Below are 22,787 nucleotides of genomic sequence, written 5' to 3'. Positions count from 1 at the left end.
AGCAGTGGCACTTCCCGCAGTCGGTTCTGGCTCGGTGGTGACCCCTTGTCAATGACTTCTGTCGAGTGGTATGATTGTGTCAGCGGGCGGGAAGCACCCCCGCTGACCGACCCGCACCCCAATCCCTTCCCTTCCCTTGGCGCGCGGAGCGCTCCGTCCCCCGGTGCTCCGCGCGTTTTTTTCTTCGAAAAAGGGGAGACTGGTTCTCCGGGAGCCACCACGGCGGATCAGCCGCGCATCTTCTCCGTCGATCCGCTGGCCGCACGGCGACGCGTTGCGTGTCCCCCGAACGATGGCCGAGCTCGCTCCCTGTGTCCCCGTTCGACCGTGCAGGGCGGTTTTCCCCTCTCGGACACTCTTGTCGCCGCAGCAAGCACCACGACTCGCGCTTCTGCTTCGCGGAGCGGGACCGACCGGTGAACAGGAGCACCACCGAGAGTGCTGTTGACCGTTCCTGAAGCGCACACTGAACGATGCAGCCAGCATCCATCGTTGTCGACTGGCTACGCCGGGCGCGTGCGTTCGTTTCCGCTCGTCAGCTGCGCTGCTGTACTCCAGCTGATTCGTGTCCCGCGCGGAGGCACGAACAGCCATCTCGTCCAGGCCGCGGAGCGTGCGCACTTGACCGGCGCGGAGCGAACTGGTTGGATGACCACGACCGGGGAGGAAGGCATGGCGGCGACTGCTGAGGTGGTGATCGTCGGAGCAGGAATCGTCGGCGCGAGTGTCGCCTACTGGCTGACCGAGTTCGGGATGCGGGATGTGCTCGTCGTCGAGCGCCGCGTTCCCGCTTCTGGGGCAACCGGGAAATCCGGGGCACTGGTGCGGTTGCACTATCCCAACCCGCACGAAACCCAGCTCGCACTCGAAAGTCTCCGTTTCTTCCAGGAATGGGAGAGCCGGGTCGGGACATCCTCGCCCTTCGTCCGCACTGGCTTCCTGCAAGTCGTCGCACCGGATGACGAGGCAAAGCTGCGCCAGAACGTGGCGCTGCACCAGGCGCTGGGTGCTCCCGTGACGCTGCTCGATCGCGCAGCGGTCGCCGAACTCGAGCCGTGGCGCGAGTTGGGTGAGTTGACCGTCGCGGCCTACGAGCCGGAGAGCGGGTATGCCGACCCGATCGCGGCGACACTGGGGTTGCTCGCGCGCGCGGAGCAGCGTGGTGCCACGTTCTGGCCGGGGACGACGGTCACCGAGGTGCTGCTCGCCGGGGATCGAGTCGCTGGCGTCGAGACGACGCGCGGACCGATCGCTGCTCCAGTGGTGGTTCTCGCACCGGGCCCATGGGCCAACCGGCTGCTCGCCCCGCTCGGTCTCGACTATCAGTTGCTACCGCGTCGGGTGCAGGTTGTCGTGTTCCGTTGGCCGCTCGAGCCGGCACCCGCGCATTGTTGCGGGATCGATACGGCTGTTGGCTTGTGGTACCGGCCAGAGGGCAAGACCGCGACGCTGGTCGGCTTGGAAGCGGGTGTTCAGCCGGCTGACCCGGACCACTATCCGGAGACGGCCGATCCGAGCTTCGTCGCGCCCGCCAGGGCAGCGATCGCGCGTCGCTACCCCGCGCTGGCTGAGGGGATCGTGCGCGGAGGCTGGGCGGGTATCGTCATGCAGAGTCCGGACGGGCGGCCACTCTTCGGGCCGATTCCGGAGTATTCTGGCTTGTTCGCGTTTCTCGGTGATTCGGGCACGTCGTTCAAGACCGCTCCCGCGATCGGGCGCGCGTTGGCGGAGTGGATCGTCTCCGGACGCTCGTCGCGCGATCTGACGCCTTTTCGAGTGGCGCGACTGGCGGAGGGGCGCCCCTGGATCGATCCGACCGATTATGCCCGGCCTGGTCGGACGGTCTCCCGCTGACGGTGGTTCCACCAGGCGTAGAGGCCGCGCTTGGCCAGTTCGACCAGCGCGAGGTAGCTGGTCACCGCGACGGCGAGGAAGAGGAGATAGCTCGGTGGCAGCTGGACGAAGCCGAGCACGTCAGCGAACGGGCTGAAGGGTAGCGCCAACCCGATCCCGACGATCGCGAGAACGTTCAAAGTGAGGAACCAGCTCGGTCGTGCCCTCCAGGGGGCGCGTGCGGTGCGGATGACGAACACCACCAGGCACTGGGTGACGAGCGATTCGACGAACCACCCACTGTGGAAGAGTCGCTCGTCGGCGTGGAAGAGTGCCAGCAAGACCGCGAAGGTCAGGAAGTCGAAGAGCGAACTGATGGGGCCCAAGACCAGCATGGCTGCCCGCACGAAACCGATGTCCCAACGTCGAGGAGAGGCGGTGAGGAGCGGATCGACACGATCGCGTGGGATGGCGATCTGTGCCAGGTCGTACAAGAAGTTGTTGAGCAAGATCTGGTGCGGCAGCATGGGGAGGAACGGGAGAATCGCTGCTGCACCCGCCATGCTGAAGACGTTGCCGAAATTCGAACTCGTCTCCATCAGCAGGAACGTCATCACGCTGGAGAAGGCGCGTCGTCCCTCCATGATCCCCTCGTGAAGCGTCGAGAGACGGCGATCGAGGAGGACGATGTCCGCTGCCTCGCGTGCGATATCCACCGCATTCATGACCGAAATGCCGACGTCCGCTGCGTGGAGCGAGGGGGCATCGTTGATGCCGTCACCCAAAAAGGCGACCGCGTGTCCCCGCGCCTTGAGCGTGAGCACGATCCGGTGCTTTTGCGCCGGCGTCACGCGAGCGAACGCGTCGACTTCCTCGACCAGCCGCTCGAGCGCGAGTGGGTCGAGTCGCTCCAGTTCGCTGCCGAGGACGATCCGTTCAGCGGGCAAACCGACGGCGCGGCAGACGGCGGCTGTGACCAGCTCGTTGTCGCCAGTGAGGAGCTTGATGCGCACGCCGTCGGCAGCTAACTGGCGGATCGCCTCCGCGGCCTCGGGAAGCGGCGGGTCCGCAAAGGCGAGGAACCCGGCGAAGACGAGGTCGCTCTCGTCAGGGAGCTCGATCGACCGTCCCGCTTCCCAGCGGCGCCAGGCGACAGCGAGCACGCGCAGTCCCTCGGCGCTGAGCTGTCGGAATTGCGCTGCAGCCTGGGCCCGCAACGGCTCGTCGAGCGGGTGCACGCCTTCTTCGTCCTCGTAGGCCGTGCAGAGCGGCAAGATCGTCTCCGGGGCGCCTTTGGTGACCAGGAGGGGAACTCGACCAGCGACCTGAACCACCACCGAGACGCGACGCCGCTCGAAATCGAACGGCAGCTCGTCGAGTTTCACGACATCCGCATACTCGGCGACGTCACGAGCGAGGAGCACGCGATCGAACGGGCTGGCGAGACCGGACTGTGTGCGGGCGTTGAGCAAACCCAGCTGGTAGGCGCGCGGCCAGTCGTGGCCGTGGAGATCGACCGCTGCCACCAGCTGCATCTCGCCGAGGGTGAGTGTCCCAGTCTTGTCGCTGCAGACGATATCGACACTCCCCAGATTCTCGATCGCGGGAAGCGATTTGACGAGGACGCGCTGGCGTGCCATCCGGAGAGCTCCCTGGGCGAGCGTGATCGTCACGATCATCGGTAGGAACTCCGGCGTAAGACCGACGGCGAGCGCTACCGCGAACAGCGAGGCGTCCAGGGGCGGTCGACCGAGCGCGAGCATGACCACGAGCGTCAGGAGGACCAGGAACACGACAGTCCTGGTGATGAGCAGACTGAAATCGCGGAGACCACGTTGGAAGGCCGTCTCCGGCGGGGGCGCTCCGAGGCGAGCGACAATGCCGCCGAACAGGGTCCGTTTCCCGGTCGCGACGACCTCGGCGATGGCGGTTCCGGAGATGATCGACGAGCCGAGGAACACCATGTGCGGCGCATGCGGATCGGTGCTAGCTGGGGCCGACGGATCGGCCGTCTTGTCGACCGGAAGGGACTCGCCGGTGAGTGCTGCTTGCTAGACGGTGAGATGGCTCGTCTCGAGGAGACGAGCATCGGCTGGGACGAGATCTCCAGCGTTCAGTCGGATGATGTCTCCGGGGACCAGCTCCCGACGCGGCAGTTCCTGCCATTGTCCGTCACGCAGGACCGTCGCGGTGGGCAACAGGGCGGCTTGCAGCGTCTCCACCGCCTTTTGCGAACGATAGGTTTGGAGGAAATTGATGGTCGTGCTGGCCAGGACGATGCTCATGATGAGCGTCGCATCCACGAACTCGCCGAGCAGAGCCGTGATCGAGGTGGCCACCAGGAGCACCACTGTCAAGGGTTCGAGGAAAAGGCGTGCAAATTGCACCATGGCCCGGCGCCGCTGGGGCGGTGCCGGTTCGTTCGGGCCGAACCGGCGCAGCCGATCTGCCGCCTCATTGCTGCTGAGACCTGTCCAGGGTGCAGCGATCAGTGTCGGTGGCCCGCTCATGACTCGCGCTCCAGTCCGGTGCTGACTGGTGGTTCGGTCGAAGGTCGTCCCCCGAGAAACGCGGTGAGCCTCGCGGCGAGGACGGCCAGGCCGAGCATGACCGCGACCGTCCCGCTCCACAGAACGTGCGCGAGCTGACGCTCCAGGAGAACTCCGGCGATCCAGGCAGCGCCACCCCATCCGATAGCCCAAACGACGCTCGCAAACGCCAGTGCCCGCGCTCGCTGGTAAGGTGACGAGAGGGCTACGACGACTGCTCCCGAGACCGGCATGAAGAGGAGTTCGGCCAGCGAGTAGACGAGCACTCCGACGGAGGCAGCGGCGGCTGTCTGCGGGGCGAGCGTGAACGATGCGTACGCGATCGCCCAGCCGATACCGGTCGCAGCGAAGAGATGTCCAAAGGGTCGACCGGTTGCCCAGCGGGCGACCGGAACCTGTGCGAGGACGACCACTAGGGTGTTCACAGCGAAGAGCGCGCCGATCGTGCGCTCGCGGAATCCCGCTTCTTCCCGTAAGAAGGGTGGAACGCTGACCTGAAACTGCGTGAAGCCAGTGACGCCGAGCAGCAACAGAAGCTGGCTTGCCAGAAAGCGGCGATCAGCCAGTAGTCCTCTCCAATCGCCGCGTAAAGCGGTCCGGTCCAGGGCGCTCCGGCGGTGAACAGCGGGAACCAACCACCAAATGAGCAGCGCGGCGCAGAGGATCCCTGCGGAGCTGACGAGGAAGCTCGTCCGATAGGCAGCCGGGTCGCCTCCGGTCACCAGCCAGCCACCGATCAGGCCGCCGAGACCGAGGCCGAGCGCGTTGGCGACCCGTTGGAGGCCGAACACTTCGCCAGCCCGTTCCGGTGGGAGGAAAGTAGTCGCCAGCGTATCGGAGGCCGGCCAGTAGACGTTGATGGCGATACCGAACAGGCTCATCAGGCAGAGGAAGAGCCCAGGCGAGCGACCCAGCCAGAGCGTGGCATGGACAGCGGCCATGGCCAGCAAGGCGAGCAGGAGGATGCGGCGGGCCCCAGAGCGGTCGATCGTTCTGGCCAGCGCGAGCGTCGCGACGACGCCGACGACGGACGAGAGGGCGATGCCTGCTCCAGCCAGGCTTTCGCCCAAACCGACGATCTGCGCAAAGTAGATCATGAGAAAAGGAAGGACCATACCCCGCGCGAGAAACAGGACGAAGGTTGCGAGGGCCAAGACGAGAAGTCCCCGGGGATAGGATCGCCAACCATGGTTGTCTCGGTCGTACGCGGTCATTCCCGTTCGCTTCGTTCGAGCTTAGCGTACGGGTTGGCGGGCGAATCGTCACCAGGGTGCTCGACGACGATGGAGCGAGGTGGACGCTGGCGTGTGACCACGAAGGCGCGGGTGCACGCGCGGAGGTGCACTCGCGCTGGCCAGATGCAGGAGAGAGCCCAAGATTTCGGAACGTAATCCGGTACGATGCTCGCCAGTGGTGCCGACGACTGACGAGAGGGAGAGAAAGGGCCATGCTGGTCGATCTCACTCATCCGTTCGCTCCGGACATTCCCATGTTTCCCGGCTTTCCCCAGCCGGAGATCCTGGAGTTCAGGACACGAGCGGAGATGGCCCCGCACTATGCGAGCGGAACGACCTTCGTGGTGCACCGCTATGCGTTCGTCGGTAACTCCGGGACGTATCTCGACAGCCCGTTCCATCGCTGGGAGGACGGACTCGATCTCGCCGCGCTCCCGCTCGAGCGGGTCGCTGACGTGCCCGGAATCGTCGTCGACGTGCGGTGGCAGGTCGCTCGCGGTCGGCTGGCTATCGGCGCGGAGCGGTTCGAGGGGCTCCAGCTGGCAGGTCATGCTGTCCTGGTCTGTACCGGCTGGGATCGGTATTGGGGAACCGCCCGGTACCTGGCAGCCAACCCGTATCTGACGGGAGAGGCGGCGGCATCGCTGGTCGCGGCGGGTGCGATGCTGGTCGGTATCGACAGTTGGAATATCGACGATGTGCGAAACCGGAGCCGACCGGTGCACAGCCAGCTCTTGCGAGCTGGGATTCCCATCGTGGAGAACCTCCGCGATCTCGCGCGGCTGCGCGGCCGCCGGTTCCGCTTCCACGCCGCGCCTATCCCGATCCGCAGTGGCTCGGCGGTGCCGGTGCGTGCCTATGCCTGCCTCAGTGGGACCGAGGCGTGATATCGCGCGGGAGCCCGTCTTGCGACGGCAGTCCCACGAGTTGGCGGAAGCGTGCCCAGAGCTCCTGCTCGGTCTCGACCGCCTCCGACTCGGCAGCCTGGCGCGCCCGCTGCCAGCGCTGACGAAGCGCTGTCTCGACCTGCCGTCGTCGTTCCGACGCCAGGGCGGCAGCGACCAGAGCGCCGGCGGCGATGCCGAACGCGCTCGATGCCAGGAAGCGCAACAGGCGATGGCTCGACGCCATGCTCTCACCCCCCATCGCGACCGCGCAGGCGACCCAGCAGGAGTCCCGCTACGATTCCAGCCAGAAACGTTCCGATGGCCGCCAGTGGCAGGCGGAGGTATGCTGGGCCGGCGAACTCGCGGACGACCGCAAGCGCGACGCGTCCGTCCTCGACTGTGACGCGGTCGGCCTGGAGAAGGGCGATCCGTGTGCGCACTGCCCGCACGTCGCGTGCTTGTGCCCAGGCGACTGCGCCGCGCAGCGTCACGGCTCGCTCGGCCTCCAGGTGACGGATCGCGCTCCGGTCGGTTTGGGCGGAACGTGCTTCCACGTGATCGACCCGGGACTGCTCGAGGCGCACGCGGTTACCGCTGAGCTGATTGACCCGACTCTGACGGACGATGACCGTTTGCCCCTCTACCCGGTCGACCTGCAGGCCGACCGCTTCCGTCGCCTCGGTCGGCACGTTTCCACCAGGCTGGCGGTAAACGGTCGTGTGGATACCCGGGCGGTCCTCTTCGTGCATAATGTTCTTCCCCTTCCGGTGAATTCAGGCTGCTCGCACCCGGGCCGTCTTGGCGATCTCGGCGAGGTCCTCGAAGAGATAACGAGTCCAGCGGTCGAACTGCCGGTCTCGCCATTCCTCGAGAAAGGTGCGGACAGCCATGCGTGTCTCGGCGGGCATCTCGGACCACGGTCGTGTGACACCCTCGAGTTCGGGATGCTGGGCTGCGAACTCGGCGAGTGCTTCCCGCAGTTCCTGTGTCGCCCGCTCCGGCCGTTCGACCAGATAACCGAGTTCTTGCATTTCGGCATCGAGCAGGACGAAGGTCGGGATCGCTTGCGAGCCGTCCGGCCGGCGATAGCGATCAGCGAGATCCTGATGCTCGCTGCGGCGCAGGATGCGTACCTCTACCGTGGGGATCCGGCGTGCCAGTGCGATGACCATCGGCACGAACTGAACGGAGTCCGGGCACCAGTCCTCGGTGATGATCAGGATGAACAGCGGCTCCTGCCCGAACGCGGCCCAATCCCCTGGCATGATGCGCGTGCGGCTGATGTTAGCCTCGAACTGGTCACGATACTGTTGCATCGTGGCGAGATAGTCGTCCGGCGTCAGGGCGCTCTCCCAGCGCTCAGCAGCCGACACCATGGGGAATCACCTCCTGTCGTGCATTGTCCCGGTCACTGTGCTCGACGAGCCTGCGCAGCGCGCTCGCGGAGTTCCGGAATCACCTCACGAGCGCAACGTTCCAGTACCGACCACTGCGGTTCGGGCGGCATCGGGAAGACGAGATCGGTGAATCCCCGTTCGAGATAGGCGAGCGCGACAGTGCGGAAACGCTCGACGCTTTCGAACGGAGGCCGCCAGGTGAAGACCGAAAAGCGGATCGCGTCCTCGGCGCGTCCGGCCTTGCGAGCAGCCTCCCGGACATAGTCGGCCAGTGGCCCGACTTCGTCCGGCTCGCCACGCGTGTTCCAGATATCGGCGTAGCGGGCAGCGAGGCGCAACATACGCGGCTTGAAGGCCCCGACGATCAGTGGAATGCGCGGCTGCTGGATCGGCTTCGGTTCGAAGGGCGCGTCCTCGAACTGGTAAAAGCGACCGCGGAAGGTGACGCGGCGCTCACGTTGCAGCCGGTCGATGATCTGGATCGCCTCCTCGAGCATGGCGATCCGGTCGGCAGTGCTGGGAAAGGGGAACGAGTAGGCGCGATGCTCGCGTTCCCACCAACCAGCGCCGATACCGAGCTCCACTCTTCCCCCGGTGGCATGGTCGATCGTGACGGCCATCTTGGCGAGGAGGCCGGGGTTGCGGTAGGTGTTGCCGCTCACCAGCACGCCGAAGCGCAAGCGCTCGGTCTGGACACCGAGGGCGGCGATGAGCGTCCAGGCTTCGAAATAGGGCGTGTCCTCGTTGTCCGCGGCCATGAAGTGATCGACGACCCAGGCGGTGTCGAACCCGAGTTCCTCGATCCACCGCCACTGGGCCAGGAGTTCGGGAAAGGGACGCCGGTTACCAGTGCCGATTCCGAAGCGGACGACTGGTCGTTGACCGCTCATCCGTTCCGCTCCTCTTCACCGAACTCCGGGGTGATCGTATGTCGTTTCCGCTCGTGCTCGGTGAGTGCGGCGATGATCGCCTCCGCGACCCGGACGGCGAACGCGCGGAGTTCGGGGCGCTCGGCGAGCGGTTGTTCCAGGTCACGCAAGAGAAGCTCGAGCAGTTGGTCGCGATCGAGCGATGGCACGTTGGCCCCCCTCCACTGATCGGCCGTTACCAGTATCGGTCAGGGGGGCCAGCGTGACAAGGATCAGGCGATGAACGCCCGATCGATGACGCGGCGCACCGGCTCGAAGTCGCGGCGAGCCTCTTCGATCGTCGGCACACCGCTCCCCACCTGGCTGACCAGCGAGCTGTAGTATGTGGCGAAGGTAGGGTCGCTGACCGGCGCGCTCTCGCGCTGCAGAATCCGCAACAGTCGCTCCAACGTGCGCATCGTTCATCCTCCCATTTCCTGCCGTCTCGGCATCCTGCACAAGGATATCACGATATCGCGATATCGCCAACTCGCGGAACCGCTTGCCAGGCGAGAAGAGGTCGGCTAGGCTAGGGGGGACATCTCCCTCACGAGGGATGGACCGCGCGCATCGCTGGAGCGCGGGAAGGGGAGGGTGATCGATGCACAGGAGTCCTTTGGGCAACCAGGTACGGCTCGGCGTGCTTCTCGTCCTGCTCCTCGCTCTTGCGCTGCCGCTCCTCCCAGCGCGGGCGCAAGTGACGACCGACGGGTGGAGCGGCACGGTAGAGCCGTGCGGGAACGGCTTCGCGACCCAGACCTTCGGCCCTGGTCCGGCCTCGCCACCGCACGGAACGGGCAGTCTCCAATTTTCGGTCGCCGCTGTGGATGACGGGAAGGTCTGGTCGCAGTTCGTGCAGCGGGGGGTTGTCGAAACTCCCCTGACCGCGATCAGCGAGCTCCGCTACTGGACCTTCGTGAGCCGGGGCGCCGGCCATGCGCCGCACCTCTTCCTCGATGTCGATCTGAACGGGGACGGGGTGGCCGACGATCGCCTGATCTACCAGCCCGAGCTCAATGGGACGGTTACCCCGCTCACCTGGCAGGAGTGGAGTGCCGCCGGTGGGCGCTGGTGGTCGCAGCGAGGGTTGGGGGGATTGCTGCAGGGCGCACCGGGGCTGCTGACGAGCTATGCGCTGGCTTTTCCGAATGCGCGACTCGCGCTACCGGAAGGAGGTCAAGGTGGGCTCGGTATCGGCGTCGGCTGCTTGGGCAGCGGGTGGGGAGGCTGGCAGGGAGCGGTCGACGCCCTCGTATTCCGGGCCGGGACGCTTTCGTTCTTCTGGGACTTCGAGGCCACCGGCGTAGTGACGACCCGCGGAGGCGGGGTACGGGAAGGGCCCACCTTCCGCGACCTGCGTCCGGCACCCTGGTCGACAGTGGCGCCGGGGCCGGTGACCATCGCCGTGACGGCGACCACTCCGAGCGGCCTGCGTTCCGTCCGCTTGTCGCTCGATGGTCGGGAACTACCGGTCACGGAGAGCGGTGACCGCAACACCCGGACCGTCAGCACGCAGCTCACGCTCCAACCCGGCTTTTTCGTCGTCACGGCCATCGCGACCGACGAGCTGGGCCGGAGCTTCACCGCCCAGTGGCAGTTCGTCGTGTCGCCCGATCCGCGAGACAGCTGGTGGTTCAGGGCCGACGGGACACCACGGCAGCAGCAGATCACTGCCTCCCTGCGGGCGCTCAGCGAAGCGTTCCGCTGGCACTTCTTCGGTTACTCCTGGGATGGAGCCTATCACCCGGAAATGCCGACCCATGCCTCGGTCGCCTCCACACTGCGCGTAGTGACGCGCTCGCCCATGCACTTCGGGACACTGTCGCCGACCGAGCCGATCATGATCTCGGCCGCAGTCGTCTCGAGCGAGAGCCCGCTCGCCAGCGTCGAACTCACGCTCAACGGTCAGCCGCTCGACGTAGAGATTTCCCGCGACGACGAGCGGCGCTGGCTGGTCTACGCGATACGAACGCTGAGCCCTGGTACCTATGGAGTGACTGCGACGGTCCGCGACACGGCCGGCCGTCGTTTCACGACCGTGTGGGGCTTCGTCGTCTCCAGCGATGCTAACGAGAATCCCTGGTTCTATCCGGATGGCCGCATGAAAGCCGAAGTGGTGACGCGTACCTTGCGGACGCTGGTCGAGGGCTGGCGCTGGCATACGCGCGGACAGTCGTGGGATGGCAAACCCCACCCGGAGTTCCCGACGCATTCCACCGGCGTGAGCGGTGCAGAACCGTTGCCGCAGTGGTTCGATGCCCAAGGACGCCCGAACCAGCAAGCGATCAGCGACACGCTGCGCATGCTCGAGCAAGAGTTCCGCTGGCACTTCTGGGGAATCAGCTGGGACGGCAATCGCCATCCCGAGATTCCGACGCATGCCGATTGAGACAGCGGGCAACGAGCGGGGGTCGTCAGTCGACCGACGACCCCCGCTCCGCGTCGTGCGTGGACGGCCGGTTCTACGGACTCAGGCGGTAATTGGGCGCTTCCTTGGTGATGATCACGTCGTGCGGATGCGACTCGCGCAACCCAGCATTGGTCATCTGGATGAAGCGAGCCTTCTGCTGCAGTTCCTGGATCGTGCGTGCGCCGCAGTAGCCCATCGCGGCGCGTAGACCGCCGACTAGCTGGTAGACGACGTTGGCGAGCGGTCCCTTATAGGGGACGCGTCCTTCGATTCCTTCCGGAACGAGTTTGGCGATGCTGTCCACGTCCTGTTGGAAGTAGCGGTCCTTACTGAAGGAGCGTGCCTTCATCGCACCGATCGAACCCATGCCGCGGTATTCTTTGAAGCGCTCTCCCTGATAGAGGATCACTTCGCCCGGGCTCTCGTCCACGCCGGCCAAAAGGCTGCCCAGCATGACGGTATCCGCCCCGGCCGCGATCGCCTTGGCGATGTCGCCCGAGTACTGGATTCCACCGTCGGCGATGACCGGGACACCGTACGCGCGGGCGACCCGTGCCACATCCATGATCGCGGTGATCTGGGGGACACCGACGCCAGCCACGACCCGGGTGGTGCAGATCGAGCCGGGACCAACGCCGACCTTGACCGCATCGGCACCGGCTTCGATCAGCGCGCGAGCAGCTTCTCCCGTCGCGATGTTGCCGGCGATGACGTCGACATCCCAGCGGGCCTTGATCGCCTTGACCATCTCGATGACGGCCCGGGAGTGTCCGTGTGCGGTATCGACGACCAGGACATCGACTCCTTCTTCGACCAGCGCAGCTGCTCGCTCCAGCGATTCCGGCCCGACTCCGACGGCAGCACCGACCCGCAGTCGTCCGTGGGGATCCTTGGTCGCGTTCGGATACTGGATCCGCTTCTGGATGTCCTTGACCGTGATCAGCCCTTTGAGAATCCCGCGCTCGTCGACGACCGGAAGCTTCTCGATCTTGTACTTGTGGAGGATCTCGCGGGCTTCGTCGAGCGTCGTTCCCACCGGTGCCGTGATCAGGTTCTCCTTGGTCATGAGATTCGCGACCGGCTGATCCAGGTCGTCCTCGAAGCGAAGATCCCGGTTGGTCAAGATGCCGACCAGCCGCCCGTTCTCGTCGGTGATGGGGACGCCGGAAATGTGGTACCGCTCCATCACGGCCAGTGCGTCGCGGACCTTGTCGGTGGGGCGTAGCGTCACCGGCTCGACGATCATGCCTGATTCGGAGCGCTTGACCTTGTCGACTTCCGCAACCTGCTCCTCGATCGACAGGTTGCGGTGAATGATTCCGATCCCGCCCTCTCGAGCCAATGCGATGGCCATGCGCGCTTCCGTGACCGTGTCCATCGCTGCCGAGACGATCGGGATGTTCAGCTGGATGTTTCTGGTCAGGTTGGTTCGGGTATCGACGTCCTTCGGGAGCACGGCTGACTCGGCGGGAACGAGCAGGACGTCGTCGAAGGTCAGCCCGATACCGACCAGCTTCTCGGCCAGTACGTCCTCCAACGACGGGATCTCGGTTTCGGATACGGGTATCGATTCGGACATGATCGTCATGATCGGTCACCCCCTGGATTCGCTTGGACTACCATCGTGAGCCACGGCCAGCGGTTCGCAGGTTGCTGGGAGACCGAGCCGGTCCAGCAACTCGCGACCCAGTTCCGCATACGCGGTCGCCGCGCGGGACGACGGGTCGTACTCGAAGATCGTCTGCCCATGACTGGGCGCTTCTGCTAACCGGACAGCGCGTGGAATCACGGTCCGGAACGCTCGTGCGCCGAAGACGCGCCGCACCTCCTGGACCACCTGGAGCGCCAGCCGGGTCCGCGCATCGAACATCGTCAAAACCACGCCGATGACATCGAGCGGCGGGTTCAGCCGCCGCTTCACCAGATCCACCGTCGTGACCAACTGGGCGAGTCCCTCCAGCGGGAGATACTCGCACTGTATGGGGACGAGGACAAAGCGTGCAGCCACCAAGGCGTTCACGGTCAACAAGCCGAGCGAGGGCGGGCAATCGATCAGCACAACCGCGTACCGCTCGGCGAGCTGGCCGAGCGCCATCCGCAATCGGAACTCGCGCTGGTTCGCCGTGACCAGTTCGACCTCCGCCCCGGCCAAGATGCCGGTCGAAGGGAGCAGATCCAGTCCGGGGCGGACACTCGGTACGACGACGGCGCTGGTGCGCTCCGGAGCGAGCAGTGCCTCATACACCGTACCGGCGAGGGCGTGGCGCTCCACACCCAGGCTGCTCGTGGCGTTGGCTTGTGGGTCGAGATCGACCAAGAGCGTTGGGTGCCCATGCTGAGCGAGAAAGGCGGCGAGCTGCACAGCGGTGGTGGTTTTGCCGACTCCACCTTTTTGATTCGCGACCGCGATCACTCGTTCCACGCCGCCCGCCCCCGCCCGCGCGGTCGATATCGATTACTTCAGTGTACCACGGGGCTCCAGGAAGCGGACAGCGACCTCGTTCGCCAGCAGGATGCCGCGCCGGCTCAAGCGAAGCCGTTCACCATCCCATTCGATGAGGCCATACTGAACGAGTTCGTCGAGTTCTGGTCCATACGCCTCGCTGAGTTCGACGCCGTGCCGAGCGCGAACCGCTGCGGCGGAAATTCCGTCGGCGACGAGGCGGAGACCGAGCATCATCGTCTCGACCAGCTCGGTACGTGGATCGATCGACTCCATGTCAGCGATCGGCAGGTCACCAGCCTCGACGCGCGCGATATAGCGAGCCGGGAGGCGCTCGTTGACCGTGCGGATCCCGCCGAGATAGCCGTGCGCTCCTGCCCCGACGCCGAGATAGAAGCCGTTTCGCCAGTAAATCGTGTTGTGTATCGAGCGAGAGCAGCCGGCTCGTGCCCAGTTGGAGAGCTCGTAGTGGAGATACCCGTGCTTCTCGAGCTGTTCCATCGCCAGTTCGGCCAATTCGGCCACGACGTCGTCGTCGAGCGGACGGAGAATACCCCGGCGCACAGCACGTTCGTACGGAGTTCCTGGCTCGATCGTCAAGGCGTAGAGCGAAAGATGCTCCGGTTGCCAGGAGAGAACCGTGGCGAGGTCCTGTTCCCACTGGTCTCGCGTCTGACCGGGCCACCCGTAGATCAGATCGAGGTTGACATTGCGAAAGCCAGTAGCCCGAGCGGCCCGGTAGGCGGCGACCGGTGTCTCGGGACGATGCGCGCGCCCGAGGACCTTCAGCCCCTGCGGCACCAGCGTCTGAACCCCCAGGCTCAGCCGGTTGACGCCAGCTGCGCGATAGCCGGCGAGTTTTTCGGTGTCGACCGTTTCGGGATTCGCTTCCAGCGTGACCTCGGGCTGGTCGACCAGCACGAAGATCGCCGCGATGGCGTCCAGCAGCTCGGCGACCTGATGCGGAGTGAGGAGCGAAGGAGTTCCCCCACCGAGGTAGATCGTGCGGACAGGGCCTCGTCCCCAGCGATCAGCGAGCAGCGCGAGCTCGCGGCGCACTGCCGCGAGATAGCGGGGGATCAACGGTTCCTGCCGGGCGTAGACGTTGAAATCGCAATAGGGGCAGACCCGGCGGCAAAACGGTATGTGCACGTACAGCCCCCACGGTGCCTCGCGGGGCTGCGGTGCAGCGAGCTGGAGCTGTGCGGTAGACTCAATGACCGTCATCGATCGGTGACTCAGCCTCTTGCTTTCTGTTGAGTATAGCCGGTCCAGCCATGCTCCGGCTGTGGCAGGATCGTGCTGGCCAGACCGGTCCGAGCGCAGGTACACGATCGTCGGTCAGTCGCGCCCGAAGGCTGTTCGTCGTCGGTGGGTCAACAGGCTCTGGAGGAGTCCCAGTGCGGCGAACTGCGTCCAGATCGCGCTTCCACCAAGGCTCACGAAGGGCAAGGGAACGCCGGTGACGGGAAGGAGACCGACGTTCATCGCCATGTTCACGAAGGCCTGGAAGAAAAGAAGCCCGGTCACGCCAGTCGCCAGCGTTCGCCCGAAAAGATCGTTGACGAGGAGAGCGACCCGACTGGTGCGCCAGAGCAACAAGACATAGGCCGCGACGAGCGCGACTCCCCCGACGAACCCGACCATCCCCATGGCATGGGCGAAGATGAAGTCGGTATGCCGAACGCGGAGCAGCCCGAGCTGACTCTGCAGGCTCCCGGCCAGCCCGTTGCCGAACAGTCCTCCGGTGCCGATCGCGATCTGTGCTTGGATGATGTTGAAGCCTTCGCCAAAGTAGTCGCGCTCTGGATCGAAGGAGACGAGCAGCCGCTCTCGCATGTAGTCGTGGAGCACGAAATGCCAGGCGAACAGTGCGAGGAACGGGCTGGCTGCGAGAACCGCAGCGAGGTGCAGCCGACGCACTGGACTGACCAGCATGACGGTGAGCCAAATCGCGGCGAAGCACCCAGCCGTTCCCAAGTCCGGTTGCTGGTAGACCAGGACCATGGGGACGAGCACGAGGAGACCGGCCAGGAGAAAGTTCAGAAAGCGCCGCATCTCTGGCCCACGATCGGCCACGAACGCCGCCAGCGCGACCAGGACTGCGACCTTGGCTGGCTCCGACGGTTGGATCGTGATCGGGCCGACGTCGATCCAGCGGCGAGCTCCACCGATCGTCACGCCGATGAGGTCGACGGCAATCAGGCCAGCCAATGCAAAACCATAGAGAGCCCAGGCGAGTGCTCTGATGTAGCGGGGATCGACTCGGCTCAGTGCGAGCATGAGGAGGAAACCGAGGAGCATGGCGATCGCTTGTCGCCCAACCGGGCCACTCAGGCGCAGCGGGCCAGCGCCGTCGGCACTCCAAATCGCGACCAACCCGAACAGGCAGAGGACAAGCGCAGTCGCGACGAGTGCCCAATCGAAGTGCCGCAGATTGGCTCGCTGCTCGTGACCACGCAAGGTCGTGACGATCGCGTTCATGAGTCCATCCTGGCCTGGCGTGCGCTCCGCAATCCCTAGGCCCGAGTATACGCGCAGCAACGTTTGCGCTCGACTCCCCTGGCAACGCTGACGAGCCGTGCTGGACGGTGTTCCGAGTTGGGTGGCGAGAAACATGCCGGCACGAGTTCTCCACCGGCGACCATGGCGGAGCAACGGACGGCACCAGGATCTTGACACAAGGCGTGGCAGATGAGTATATATATCTCCGGAAACAGTGCTGAGCCGATCAGTCGAGGCACCAGGGTACCTCGGAACACTGCGAAAGGAGGGAGCCATGATGGAGCGCTGGAGCCCGATCGCGGAGTTCGAGCGACTCTGGAGCGAGATGGACCGGCTGATGAGCGAAGCCTTCGGCCGCACGGCTCGACCGTTCTTCGCCCGGACCTTCGCGGCGCGGCCGGCGATCGACCTCTACGACACGGGTGAGGCGCTGGTCGTGAAGGTCGCCGTGCCGGGTGCTCGGCCGGAGGATCTCGAGGTCAGCATCGAGCAGAACGCGCTGACGATCCGCGGCCGGTACGGTTATGTCCTCGATGAGGAAACGGCGAAGCATGCGACCTGGTACCGCCGCGAGATCGGGTACGGCGAGTTCAGCGAAACGCTGACCTTGCCAGCTCCGGTCGACGCGGAGGGTGCCCAGGCACAGGTCGAGCACGGAATCTTGACGCTGACTCTGCCCAAGACGACGGAGGCTCGCGTCAAGCGGATCCCGGTGCAGCAGCCGAAGGCGTTGGCTGGTTCGCTCAACTGAGCGAGTCAGTCCACGCGGCAGGACAAGCCCGGGCAGCTCGACGCCCGGGCTTTTCTCGTGCGTGGTAGGGGACGAGCGGATCGACTCAGTCGTGACTCGACGCCTGTGGCGGAGCCGGGACTGCCCGTTCCCGGGTCTGCATCGCCCGTGTCTCCGGGACGAAGAACAGCAGAATCAGGGCTGCGAAGAGGCCCAACCCGGAACAGAGCCCAGCAGTGAGCGCGATACCGAGGAGGTCGGCGACCACACCGACGGTTAGCGGAGCAGCTGCCTGTCCTCCATCACCGACGAGACGCCAGAGGCCCAGAAATTCTCCTGTTCGTCCGGGTGGAGCGAGGTCGGCCCCCAGCGTCATCATGGTTCCGGATCCCAGACCGTTGGCGAATCCCAACAGGAGGGCGACGAGGAGCAGCCCCGTCTGGGATCCGGCGAAGGGAACGAGTGCCATTCCGAGGCCGAGCAAGAGAAACGAAGGGATGGCGGCCGCCTTGCGTCCCCAGCGATCCATGATCCAGCCAGCAGGCCAGAAGAGTGCCATATCGACCATGGCGGAGAGACTGACGATCTGACCGATCGTCGCTGCGCTGAGTCCGAGCGCATCGGCACCGTACAGCGGGATGACGACCTGGCGGGTCTGACGCAACATCTGCCCGAGCAGCTGTGCCGAGCCAGCGCTGATCAGCACCTGCCAGCGAGTCCGCAGCACCTCGCCGAGCGCGGTCAGCGGAGCGTGACGGACGCCTGTCTGCGACCCTCCGCTCGGCTCGAAGGCCAGGCTGGCGACGAGAAAGGCCAGCAGTGCCAGGACCGCCGTCGCGGCGATCGCCCAGGCCAGACCGAAAACGTTCCCGATCCAGCCGCCGATGGCCGGCCCCAGGAACCAGCCGATCCGGTTGATCCCGCCGAAGACTGCGATGGCTCGCCCTCGCTCCAGGACGGGAACGACGGTGGCCAGATAGGCATGCCGAGACAGACCCCAGAGGGCCACGCCAGCACCACTCGCGAAGCGGCAGATGACGAGTAGTCCGATGGCGTCGCCCGACAGGGCAACGCCGGCCGTCGCCAGTCCATAGACAAGGCAACCGAGCAAAAAGGCGCGGCGGTGTCCGAGGCGGGGCAGGATCGTACCGACCGGCAAGTCAGCGCTGAGCGTCCCGACCCAGCCCGCTGCGATGGCGATCCCGGTCACCGTATAGCTGGCGCCGTGCTCGCGGAGGAAGAGCGGCAAAACCGGGACCATGACTCCCTGCCCGAAGGCGAGGAGTATCGTCGGCAGATAGACTGGGAAGAGCAGATCGCGCGTCAGGCGCATCGCAGTCTCCGCAGCCCCCGCTCATCCTGGCACGGTCCGCCCCGCTCGGCAAGCGAGCGAGAGCACGAGCCGAGAGCCGTTGTGAGACCAGCGGTGACGGAAGACGCGCTCGGGCGAACCGGGTGTCGCGCTCCGTATCTCGGGGAAACGTCGTCGGACCGGCGAGCGTTCGCCTCGAGGGTGCGAAGTGGCGAACCGAGAGACGACCAAGTGAATTGCCCTGGGTATCGCGGCGTGACCATCCACGCTCGCCGCAGCGTCGTGCCGGTCAGCAGTCCGTGACCGAGCAGGCGTACGCCAGGCGAGAGAAAGACAGATCGAGTGGTTCGCCTGACCTGAGTTGCGCCGTGTCGGCTTCCTCGCGCCACCGACGCTTCTCGTCGCGCGCGAGCGTCGTGAACCTCGGAAACGGAGCGATAGGTTGGACGATCACTTTGCACAGAATAGAACATGTGTGCTATACTGGCAGTGGTACCGTTGGGGAGATGCCCGAGTGGTTCAAGGGGCCGGTCTGTAAAATCGGTGCGCTCGTGCGCGTCGGGGGTTCGAATCCCTCTCTCCCCACCGAGGAGTATTCCGGCGAGTTTTCCCCGTTCTCGATCCACCGGTTCTGGTTCACGTTCTTCTCGTGGCTGCACGACCGAAAGGCTGCTCGGGCTTCTTTTCGGTCTATACTGTCGCGACCGGATGATTTGGGACTGACGTGCGGTCGTGGGAGCGTCGCTGGTCAGTGGCACCGAGCATGCACGGCTGCTGAACCTGCCCGACGCCCGCGTGCGAGAGCTGTTCCCGACCAGGCTTGGCGCACCAACGATGCGCGCCGATCCCGACTGGCAGCACGCTGGAGCGGCCGACCGAGGCGGCCGGTCAGAGGGAAGAGGCTGCCTCGCTGATGGACAGAGCGAGTTCGCTGGGGAGACCGGCATCGACCAGGAGGTCGTGCAACTCGCTCAGCGTGGCTGCTGTTCCTCGACGGGTCCGCAAGCGCTGGTGTTCGGCGAGGTCCTCGAGTATCCACAGCCGCGTTTCGACGTCCCAGCCCGACGCGGTGCGACGGACGAGAATCCGTCCCGCGAGCGCCTGCCCGATACTGACGGAGCGTCGGTCGAGTCGCCGGCCGGTGATTTCGAGTTCGGCTGATCGCATCTGCCAATGGCATTCCCAGCCAGCGATCTCCCTCGGCAGGTGCGGTGGTGCTCCGGTGAGACCGGACATGATGGCCTCCTCTCTGGACATCGCTGCGCGTTTGTCCGCGATCACTGTGTCTTCGGCGTTGTGCGCTCAACGGAGAACGCCGGGGCCGGCATCGCTCAATAGCTCGACCAGCAACGCCTTGTGGAGATGGAGTCGGTTCTCTGCTTGTTCGAAAATGATCGACTGCGGGCCGTCCGCGACCTGGGCTGTGGCCTCTTGCCCACGGAACATGGGTAAACAGTGCATGAAAACCGCGTGCGGCGCAGCGGCCGCCATGATCTCGGGCGTCACGCGGTAGTTTTCCAGCGCGCGGAGCACGTCGTCGGAGACCGTTTGGCCCATGCTGACCCAGACGTCGGTATAGATGATATCGGCACCGCGCACGGCTTCGTACGGGTCAGTGGCGACCTCGATGCGTCCGCCGGTTCTGGTCGCGATCGTCCGAGCGCGCTCGATGATCACGGGATCCGGGCGACAGCCGGGTGGCGTAGCGATGCGGACGGACAGCCCGACGAGAGCACCGGAAAGGGCCAGCGAGTGAGCCATGTTGTTGGCGCACCCGAGATAGGCGAGCGTCCGACCGCTCCAGCCACCGAACTGTTCCTTGATCGTCAACATGTCGGCCAGGGCTTGCGTGGGATGGACGAGGTCGGAGAGACCGTTGATCACGGGAACCGAGGCATGGGTAGCGAGTTCCACGACATCCGCATGTCGGAAGACGCGGGCCATGATGCCGTCGACGTAACGCGAGAGGACGCGCGCGGTATCGGCGATCGTTTCGCCGCGCCCGAGCTGGAGGTCGTTTGTGGAGAGGTAGAGGGCGTGCCCGCCGAGCTGAGCCATCCCGGCTTCGAAAGCGACGCGAGTCCGGGTGGAGGGCTTTTGGAAGATCATGGCGAGTGTCTTGCCGCGGAGAAGATGATGCTGCGGTTCGCCAGCCCGGTGCTGTGCCTTGAGGTGAGCCGCGAAGTCGATCAGTGCGATCGCTTGCTCGGGGGCGAGGTCGGAATCGACGAGCAGATGGAAGAGCTTTCGTGCGGTCGGGACAGCCATGGCAACCTCCTGATCATGCTGCACACGGTCCAACGAGCGGCGTACCGGATACCCACTGTCCTGGACCTGTGCCTCATGCGGAGGTGCACCCTGACCCGTCCTTTCATCGCTGCACCGCTCGCCATCGCGAGCTCGGTTTCACTATCGCAAAAGGGAAGCCAGCTGTCAAGCATCGCGCTCGAGCATCAGCTGCCACGCTCGCGATCGCCGGCAGCATTCCGCCGGACTCGGAGCGTGTGGTCGTTATGCCGCCCGTCGAGAGTGTCCCGTCACGCCGACAGATGCCGAGAGACAGCCGCTGATCTCTTGACACGCCGAGAGGAAAGCTTTAGAGTGCATGACGAGTCCAGCAACCGATTGGACGCTCGAGTCGAGCAGGGTATCCGACTCGTCGTCGAGAACTGGTGCGGAGGCACTGACGATCGACGCAGCGAGCGGTGTCATGTCGAAGGCCTGCTCAGCGGGGTCGGGCATAGTGGTCCTGACGGTCGTGCCAGTGAGGTTCGTTCATCAGTGAAAGGGGGTAGAAGGTGAGCGCCAGTGGTGATGGTGGTGCGGTCGGTCAAGCTGTCCAGCTCGGCACCAGTCGCCCTCCACTGCCGTTGGTCGATCTGCCGGAGCCGGAGGAGGTCTTCAAGGTTCCACGCATCGGTGTCAAGGAGGCGATCACAGTGGTGATCGGCCCCAGCCTGATCGCGCTCGGCCTGTCCATCGGGTCCGGCGAGTGGCTGCTGGGGCCGCTCGCCGTCGCCCAGTACGGCTTCGTCGGGATCGGTTGGGTCATCTTGCTTTCGGCGCTTCTTCAGACTTTCTACAATGTGGAAATCACGCGCTACATCATGGCGACGGGTGAGGTGCCGGTGTTGGGTTGGGCACGAGTGCCGCCGGGTTGGTGGTTGTGGGTGCCGCTCGCGCTCCTGATGGTCTACTTCGCCAACATCTGGGGTGGCTGGGCTGCCGGTGCTGGCGAGGGGCTTTATGTCCTCTTGACAGGGAGCCTAGTGGATCAGCCGAGCGAGCGAACGACGGCACGCTGGCTCGCGGTCCTGCTCATGGTCATCGTCTTCCTGCTCGTGCTCTTCGGTCGCAAGATCGCGCGCACGCTGGAGTTGGTCAACTGGGTAGTTGTCGGCTTCGTTTTGATCACGCTGTTGATCGTCAATCTTCTTGTCGTTCCTTTTTCGACCTGGGGGACAGCGCTGATCGGTTTGCTCACGCCCGCTCTTCCGCCGTCCGGCGTCGATGCGACACTGCTCGGGGGCCTCGCTGGCTACACCGCGCTGGCCTCGGGACTCAACTGGTATAACATGAACTACTACCGCGATCATGGTTATGGCATGGGATCCCGAGTCGGTTTCATCGCCGCACTCGTCGGCGGCAAGCAAGAAGAAGTGCTGGCCAGTGGAGTGACCTTCCCAGATACCCCGGAGAACGAGCGTCGCTGGAAGCGCTGGTTCCGGCTGTTGCTGCTGGACCAGTGGGTCGTGTTCTTCGGTGGTGCGCTCATCGGCATGTATTTGACGACCCTCCTCGTCTATCACTTGGCCAATCTGCCTGGTATCGAGAAGCCGACGCGGGCCAGCATGCCGACCTTCGCAGCTGATGTCTTGGGCCGAGAGTATGGGACGCTGCTCTATTATTGGGCTTTGATCGTGGGCTTCTTCATCCTCTTCAGCACACAACTCGGTGTCTTCGAGTCGCTCGTGCGCAACATGTCGGACGGGTTGTATGGACTCAGCCCGGCCTTCCGGCGCGCGATCGCCGGTGACCCGCGTCGCTTTTACTATCCCTTCATGATCGTGTTGCTGATCGTGATCAGCTTCCTCATTTTCCAGGCCCTGCCGACGGAACTGATCCTGATCTCGGCGAACATGGCGAACCTCGGTGCGTTGGTCTTTCCCTTCTTGCTCATGTACCTGAACCGGCGCCTGCCGCGACCGGCGCGGCTGCGCTGGTGGTCGTATCTCCTCTTGGTCGGTAACACCATCTTCTTCGGCTTCTTCTTCGTCAACTTCCTTTGGACACAGCTCACGGGAGGACCACTCGTCAAGTTCTAGTCGCGTCAGCGCGGGGAACCGAGCAGGGTACTGGTCTGTGGTGCCCTGCTCGGGGCCCATACTCGCTCCGAGTCGATGCGCTGGAGTCGGCCACCGATCCGGTCTCGTCCTGCTGGACCAGCGCCAGCAACTGGGGGCAGCTCTTTCCCACCGTGTCGTGGTTTCCTGGGAGCGCGAGAGACCGGGGCCGACTCCGATTCGCCCATGCGAGATGATGGAGAGTCGGTCATGATTCCGGTGCGATCGAGCCGTC

The 22,787-nt window shown here is 65.1% G+C and carries 19 protein-coding genes, 1 tRNA gene and 1 pseudogene; 6 read left to right on the top strand and 15 right to left on the bottom strand.

Annotated features, from left to right (window positions below; all coding sequences use genetic code 11):
- The first annotated feature begins 438 nt into the window (after nucleotides 1-438).
- Nucleotides 439-1,854: an NAD(P)/FAD-dependent oxidoreductase gene (locus tag TRD_RS06805; RefSeq protein ID WP_015922398.1), complete on the top strand. Its 1,416-nt coding sequence runs from the start codon at nucleotides 439-441 to the stop codon at nucleotides 1,852-1,854.
- On the opposite strand, the pseudogene mgtA reads toward TRD_RS06805, so the two are convergent.
- Nucleotides 1,821-4,343 (bottom strand): annotated as a pseudogene (gene mgtA, locus TRD_RS06800) (magnesium-translocating P-type ATPase). The gene TRD_RS06805 and the pseudogene mgtA overlap by 34 nt on opposite strands.
- Entirely contained in the window at nucleotides 4,340-5,596 is a 1,257-nt protein-coding gene (locus TRD_RS06795) for an MFS transporter (protein ID WP_015922395.1), read from the bottom strand. Before TRD_RS06795 ends, mgtA begins: the two are co-directional and overlap by 4 nt.
- A gap of 233 nt (nucleotides 5,597-5,829) precedes the next feature.
- Here TRD_RS06795 and TRD_RS06790 point away from each other — a divergent pair, with 233 nt between their 5' ends.
- The gene (locus TRD_RS06790) at nucleotides 5,830-6,504 is read left to right on the top strand and encodes a cyclase family protein (RefSeq protein ID WP_015922393.1); all 675 of its coding nucleotides are present in this window, start codon (nucleotides 5,830-5,832) and stop codon (nucleotides 6,502-6,504) included.
- On the opposite strand, the gene TRD_RS06785 is transcribed toward TRD_RS06790, so the two are convergent.
- From TRD_RS06785 to TRD_RS06760, 6 genes are all read right to left on the bottom strand, one after another.
- Nucleotides 6,485-6,748 carry a hypothetical protein gene (locus tag TRD_RS06785; protein ID WP_015922392.1) on the bottom strand — a complete coding sequence of 88 codons (264 nt, stop codon included), beginning with the start codon at nucleotides 6,746-6,748 and terminating at the stop codon, nucleotides 6,485-6,487. The two genes, TRD_RS06790 and TRD_RS06785, sit on opposite strands and share 20 nt — an antisense overlap.
- Nucleotides 6,749-6,752: 4 nt before the next feature.
- The gene (locus tag TRD_RS06780) at nucleotides 6,753-7,253 is read right to left on the bottom strand and encodes a hypothetical protein (RefSeq protein ID WP_015922391.1); all 501 of its coding nucleotides are present in this window, start codon (nucleotides 7,251-7,253) and stop codon (nucleotides 6,753-6,755) included.
- A gap of 24 nt (nucleotides 7,254-7,277) precedes the next feature.
- Nucleotides 7,278-7,880: a thioredoxin family protein gene (locus TRD_RS06775; RefSeq protein ID WP_015922390.1), complete on the bottom strand. Its 603-nt coding sequence runs from the start codon at nucleotides 7,878-7,880 to the stop codon at nucleotides 7,278-7,280.
- Nucleotides 7,881-7,912: 32 nt separating this feature from the next.
- On the bottom strand, nucleotides 7,913-8,791 hold the full coding sequence (locus TRD_RS06770; RefSeq protein ID WP_015922389.1) for an LLM class flavin-dependent oxidoreductase: 879 nt from the start codon (nucleotides 8,789-8,791) through the stop codon (nucleotides 7,913-7,915).
- A complete protein-coding gene (locus tag TRD_RS06765) occupies nucleotides 8,788-8,979 on the bottom strand; it encodes a hypothetical protein (protein WP_015922388.1) in 192 nt (63 codons plus the stop codon). The genes TRD_RS06770 and TRD_RS06765 overlap by 4 nt, the downstream gene beginning before the upstream one ends.
- 63 nt (nucleotides 8,980-9,042) lie before the next feature.
- Entirely contained in the window at nucleotides 9,043-9,228 is a 186-nt protein-coding gene (locus tag TRD_RS06760) for a hypothetical protein (RefSeq protein WP_015922387.1), read from the bottom strand.
- A 182-nt stretch (nucleotides 9,229-9,410) separates the two neighbouring features.
- Here TRD_RS06760 and TRD_RS06755 point away from each other — a divergent pair, with 182 nt between their 5' ends.
- Nucleotides 9,411-11,198 (top strand): Ig-like domain-containing protein, encoded by a 1,788-nt coding sequence (locus TRD_RS06755; protein WP_015922386.1) that lies wholly within the window; start codon nucleotides 9,411-9,413, stop codon nucleotides 11,196-11,198.
- Between the two features lie 73 nt (nucleotides 11,199-11,271).
- On the opposite strand, the gene guaB is transcribed toward TRD_RS06755, so the two are convergent.
- The 4 genes from guaB to rodA all read right to left on the bottom strand — a co-directional run bounded on the left by guaB (nucleotide 11,272) and on the right by rodA (nucleotide 16,146).
- On the bottom strand, nucleotides 11,272-12,798 hold the full coding sequence (gene guaB, locus TRD_RS06750; protein WP_052294112.1) for an IMP dehydrogenase: 1,527 nt from the start codon (nucleotides 12,796-12,798) through the stop codon (nucleotides 11,272-11,274).
- Nucleotides 12,799-12,813: 15 nt separating this feature from the next.
- Complete coding sequence (locus TRD_RS06745; protein WP_015922384.1) at nucleotides 12,814-13,641, bottom strand: ParA family protein; 828 nt, start codon at nucleotides 13,639-13,641, stop codon at nucleotides 12,814-12,816.
- A gap of 33 nt (nucleotides 13,642-13,674) precedes the next feature.
- A complete protein-coding gene (gene hemW, locus TRD_RS06740) occupies nucleotides 13,675-14,889 on the bottom strand; it encodes a radical SAM family heme chaperone HemW (RefSeq protein WP_015922383.1) in 1,215 nt (404 codons plus the stop codon).
- A 114-nt stretch (nucleotides 14,890-15,003) separates the two neighbouring features.
- Entirely contained in the window at nucleotides 15,004-16,146 is a 1,143-nt protein-coding gene (gene rodA, locus TRD_RS06735) for a rod shape-determining protein RodA (protein ID WP_041436020.1), read from the bottom strand.
- A 295-nt stretch (nucleotides 16,147-16,441) separates the two neighbouring features.
- Between rodA and TRD_RS06730 the strand changes: the two genes are divergently transcribed.
- Nucleotides 16,442-16,918: an Hsp20/alpha crystallin family protein gene (locus TRD_RS06730; RefSeq protein WP_015922381.1), complete on the top strand. Its 477-nt coding sequence runs from the start codon at nucleotides 16,442-16,444 to the stop codon at nucleotides 16,916-16,918.
- Nucleotides 16,919-17,003: 85 nt separating this feature from the next.
- Here the strand turns inward: TRD_RS06730 and TRD_RS06725 are convergent, their stop codons facing one another.
- Entirely contained in the window at nucleotides 17,004-18,230 is a 1,227-nt protein-coding gene (locus TRD_RS06725) for an MFS transporter (RefSeq protein ID WP_015922380.1), read from the bottom strand.
- Nucleotides 18,231-18,709: 479 nt separating this feature from the next.
- On the opposite strand from TRD_RS06725, the gene TRD_RS06720 reads away from it, so the two are divergent.
- A tRNA-Tyr gene (locus tag TRD_RS06720) sits at nucleotides 18,710-18,794 on the top strand.
- A gap of 303 nt (nucleotides 18,795-19,097) precedes the next feature.
- On the opposite strand, the gene TRD_RS06715 is transcribed toward TRD_RS06720, so the two are convergent.
- Nucleotides 19,098-19,445: a hypothetical protein gene (locus tag TRD_RS06715; protein ID WP_015922379.1), complete on the bottom strand. Its 348-nt coding sequence runs from the start codon at nucleotides 19,443-19,445 to the stop codon at nucleotides 19,098-19,100.
- Nucleotides 19,446-19,511: 66 nt separating this feature from the next.
- A complete protein-coding gene (argF, locus tag TRD_RS06710) occupies nucleotides 19,512-20,477 on the bottom strand; it encodes an ornithine carbamoyltransferase (protein WP_015922378.1) in 966 nt (321 codons plus the stop codon).
- 530 nt (nucleotides 20,478-21,007) lie between these two features.
- Between argF and TRD_RS06700 the strand changes: the two genes are divergently transcribed.
- Nucleotides 21,008-22,534 (top strand): Nramp family divalent metal transporter, encoded by a 1,527-nt coding sequence (locus TRD_RS06700; protein WP_015922376.1) that lies wholly within the window; start codon nucleotides 21,008-21,010, stop codon nucleotides 22,532-22,534.
- The last annotated feature ends 253 nt before the right edge of the window (nucleotides 22,535-22,787 follow it).

The organism is Thermomicrobium roseum DSM 5159, from assembly GCF_000021685.1.
Lineage (GTDB): Bacteria > Chloroflexota > Chloroflexia > Thermomicrobiales > Thermomicrobiaceae > Thermomicrobium > Thermomicrobium roseum.
The sequence above is the reverse complement of the archived record's forward strand: the minus strand, read 5'-3'. Positions and strand labels throughout refer to the sequence as shown.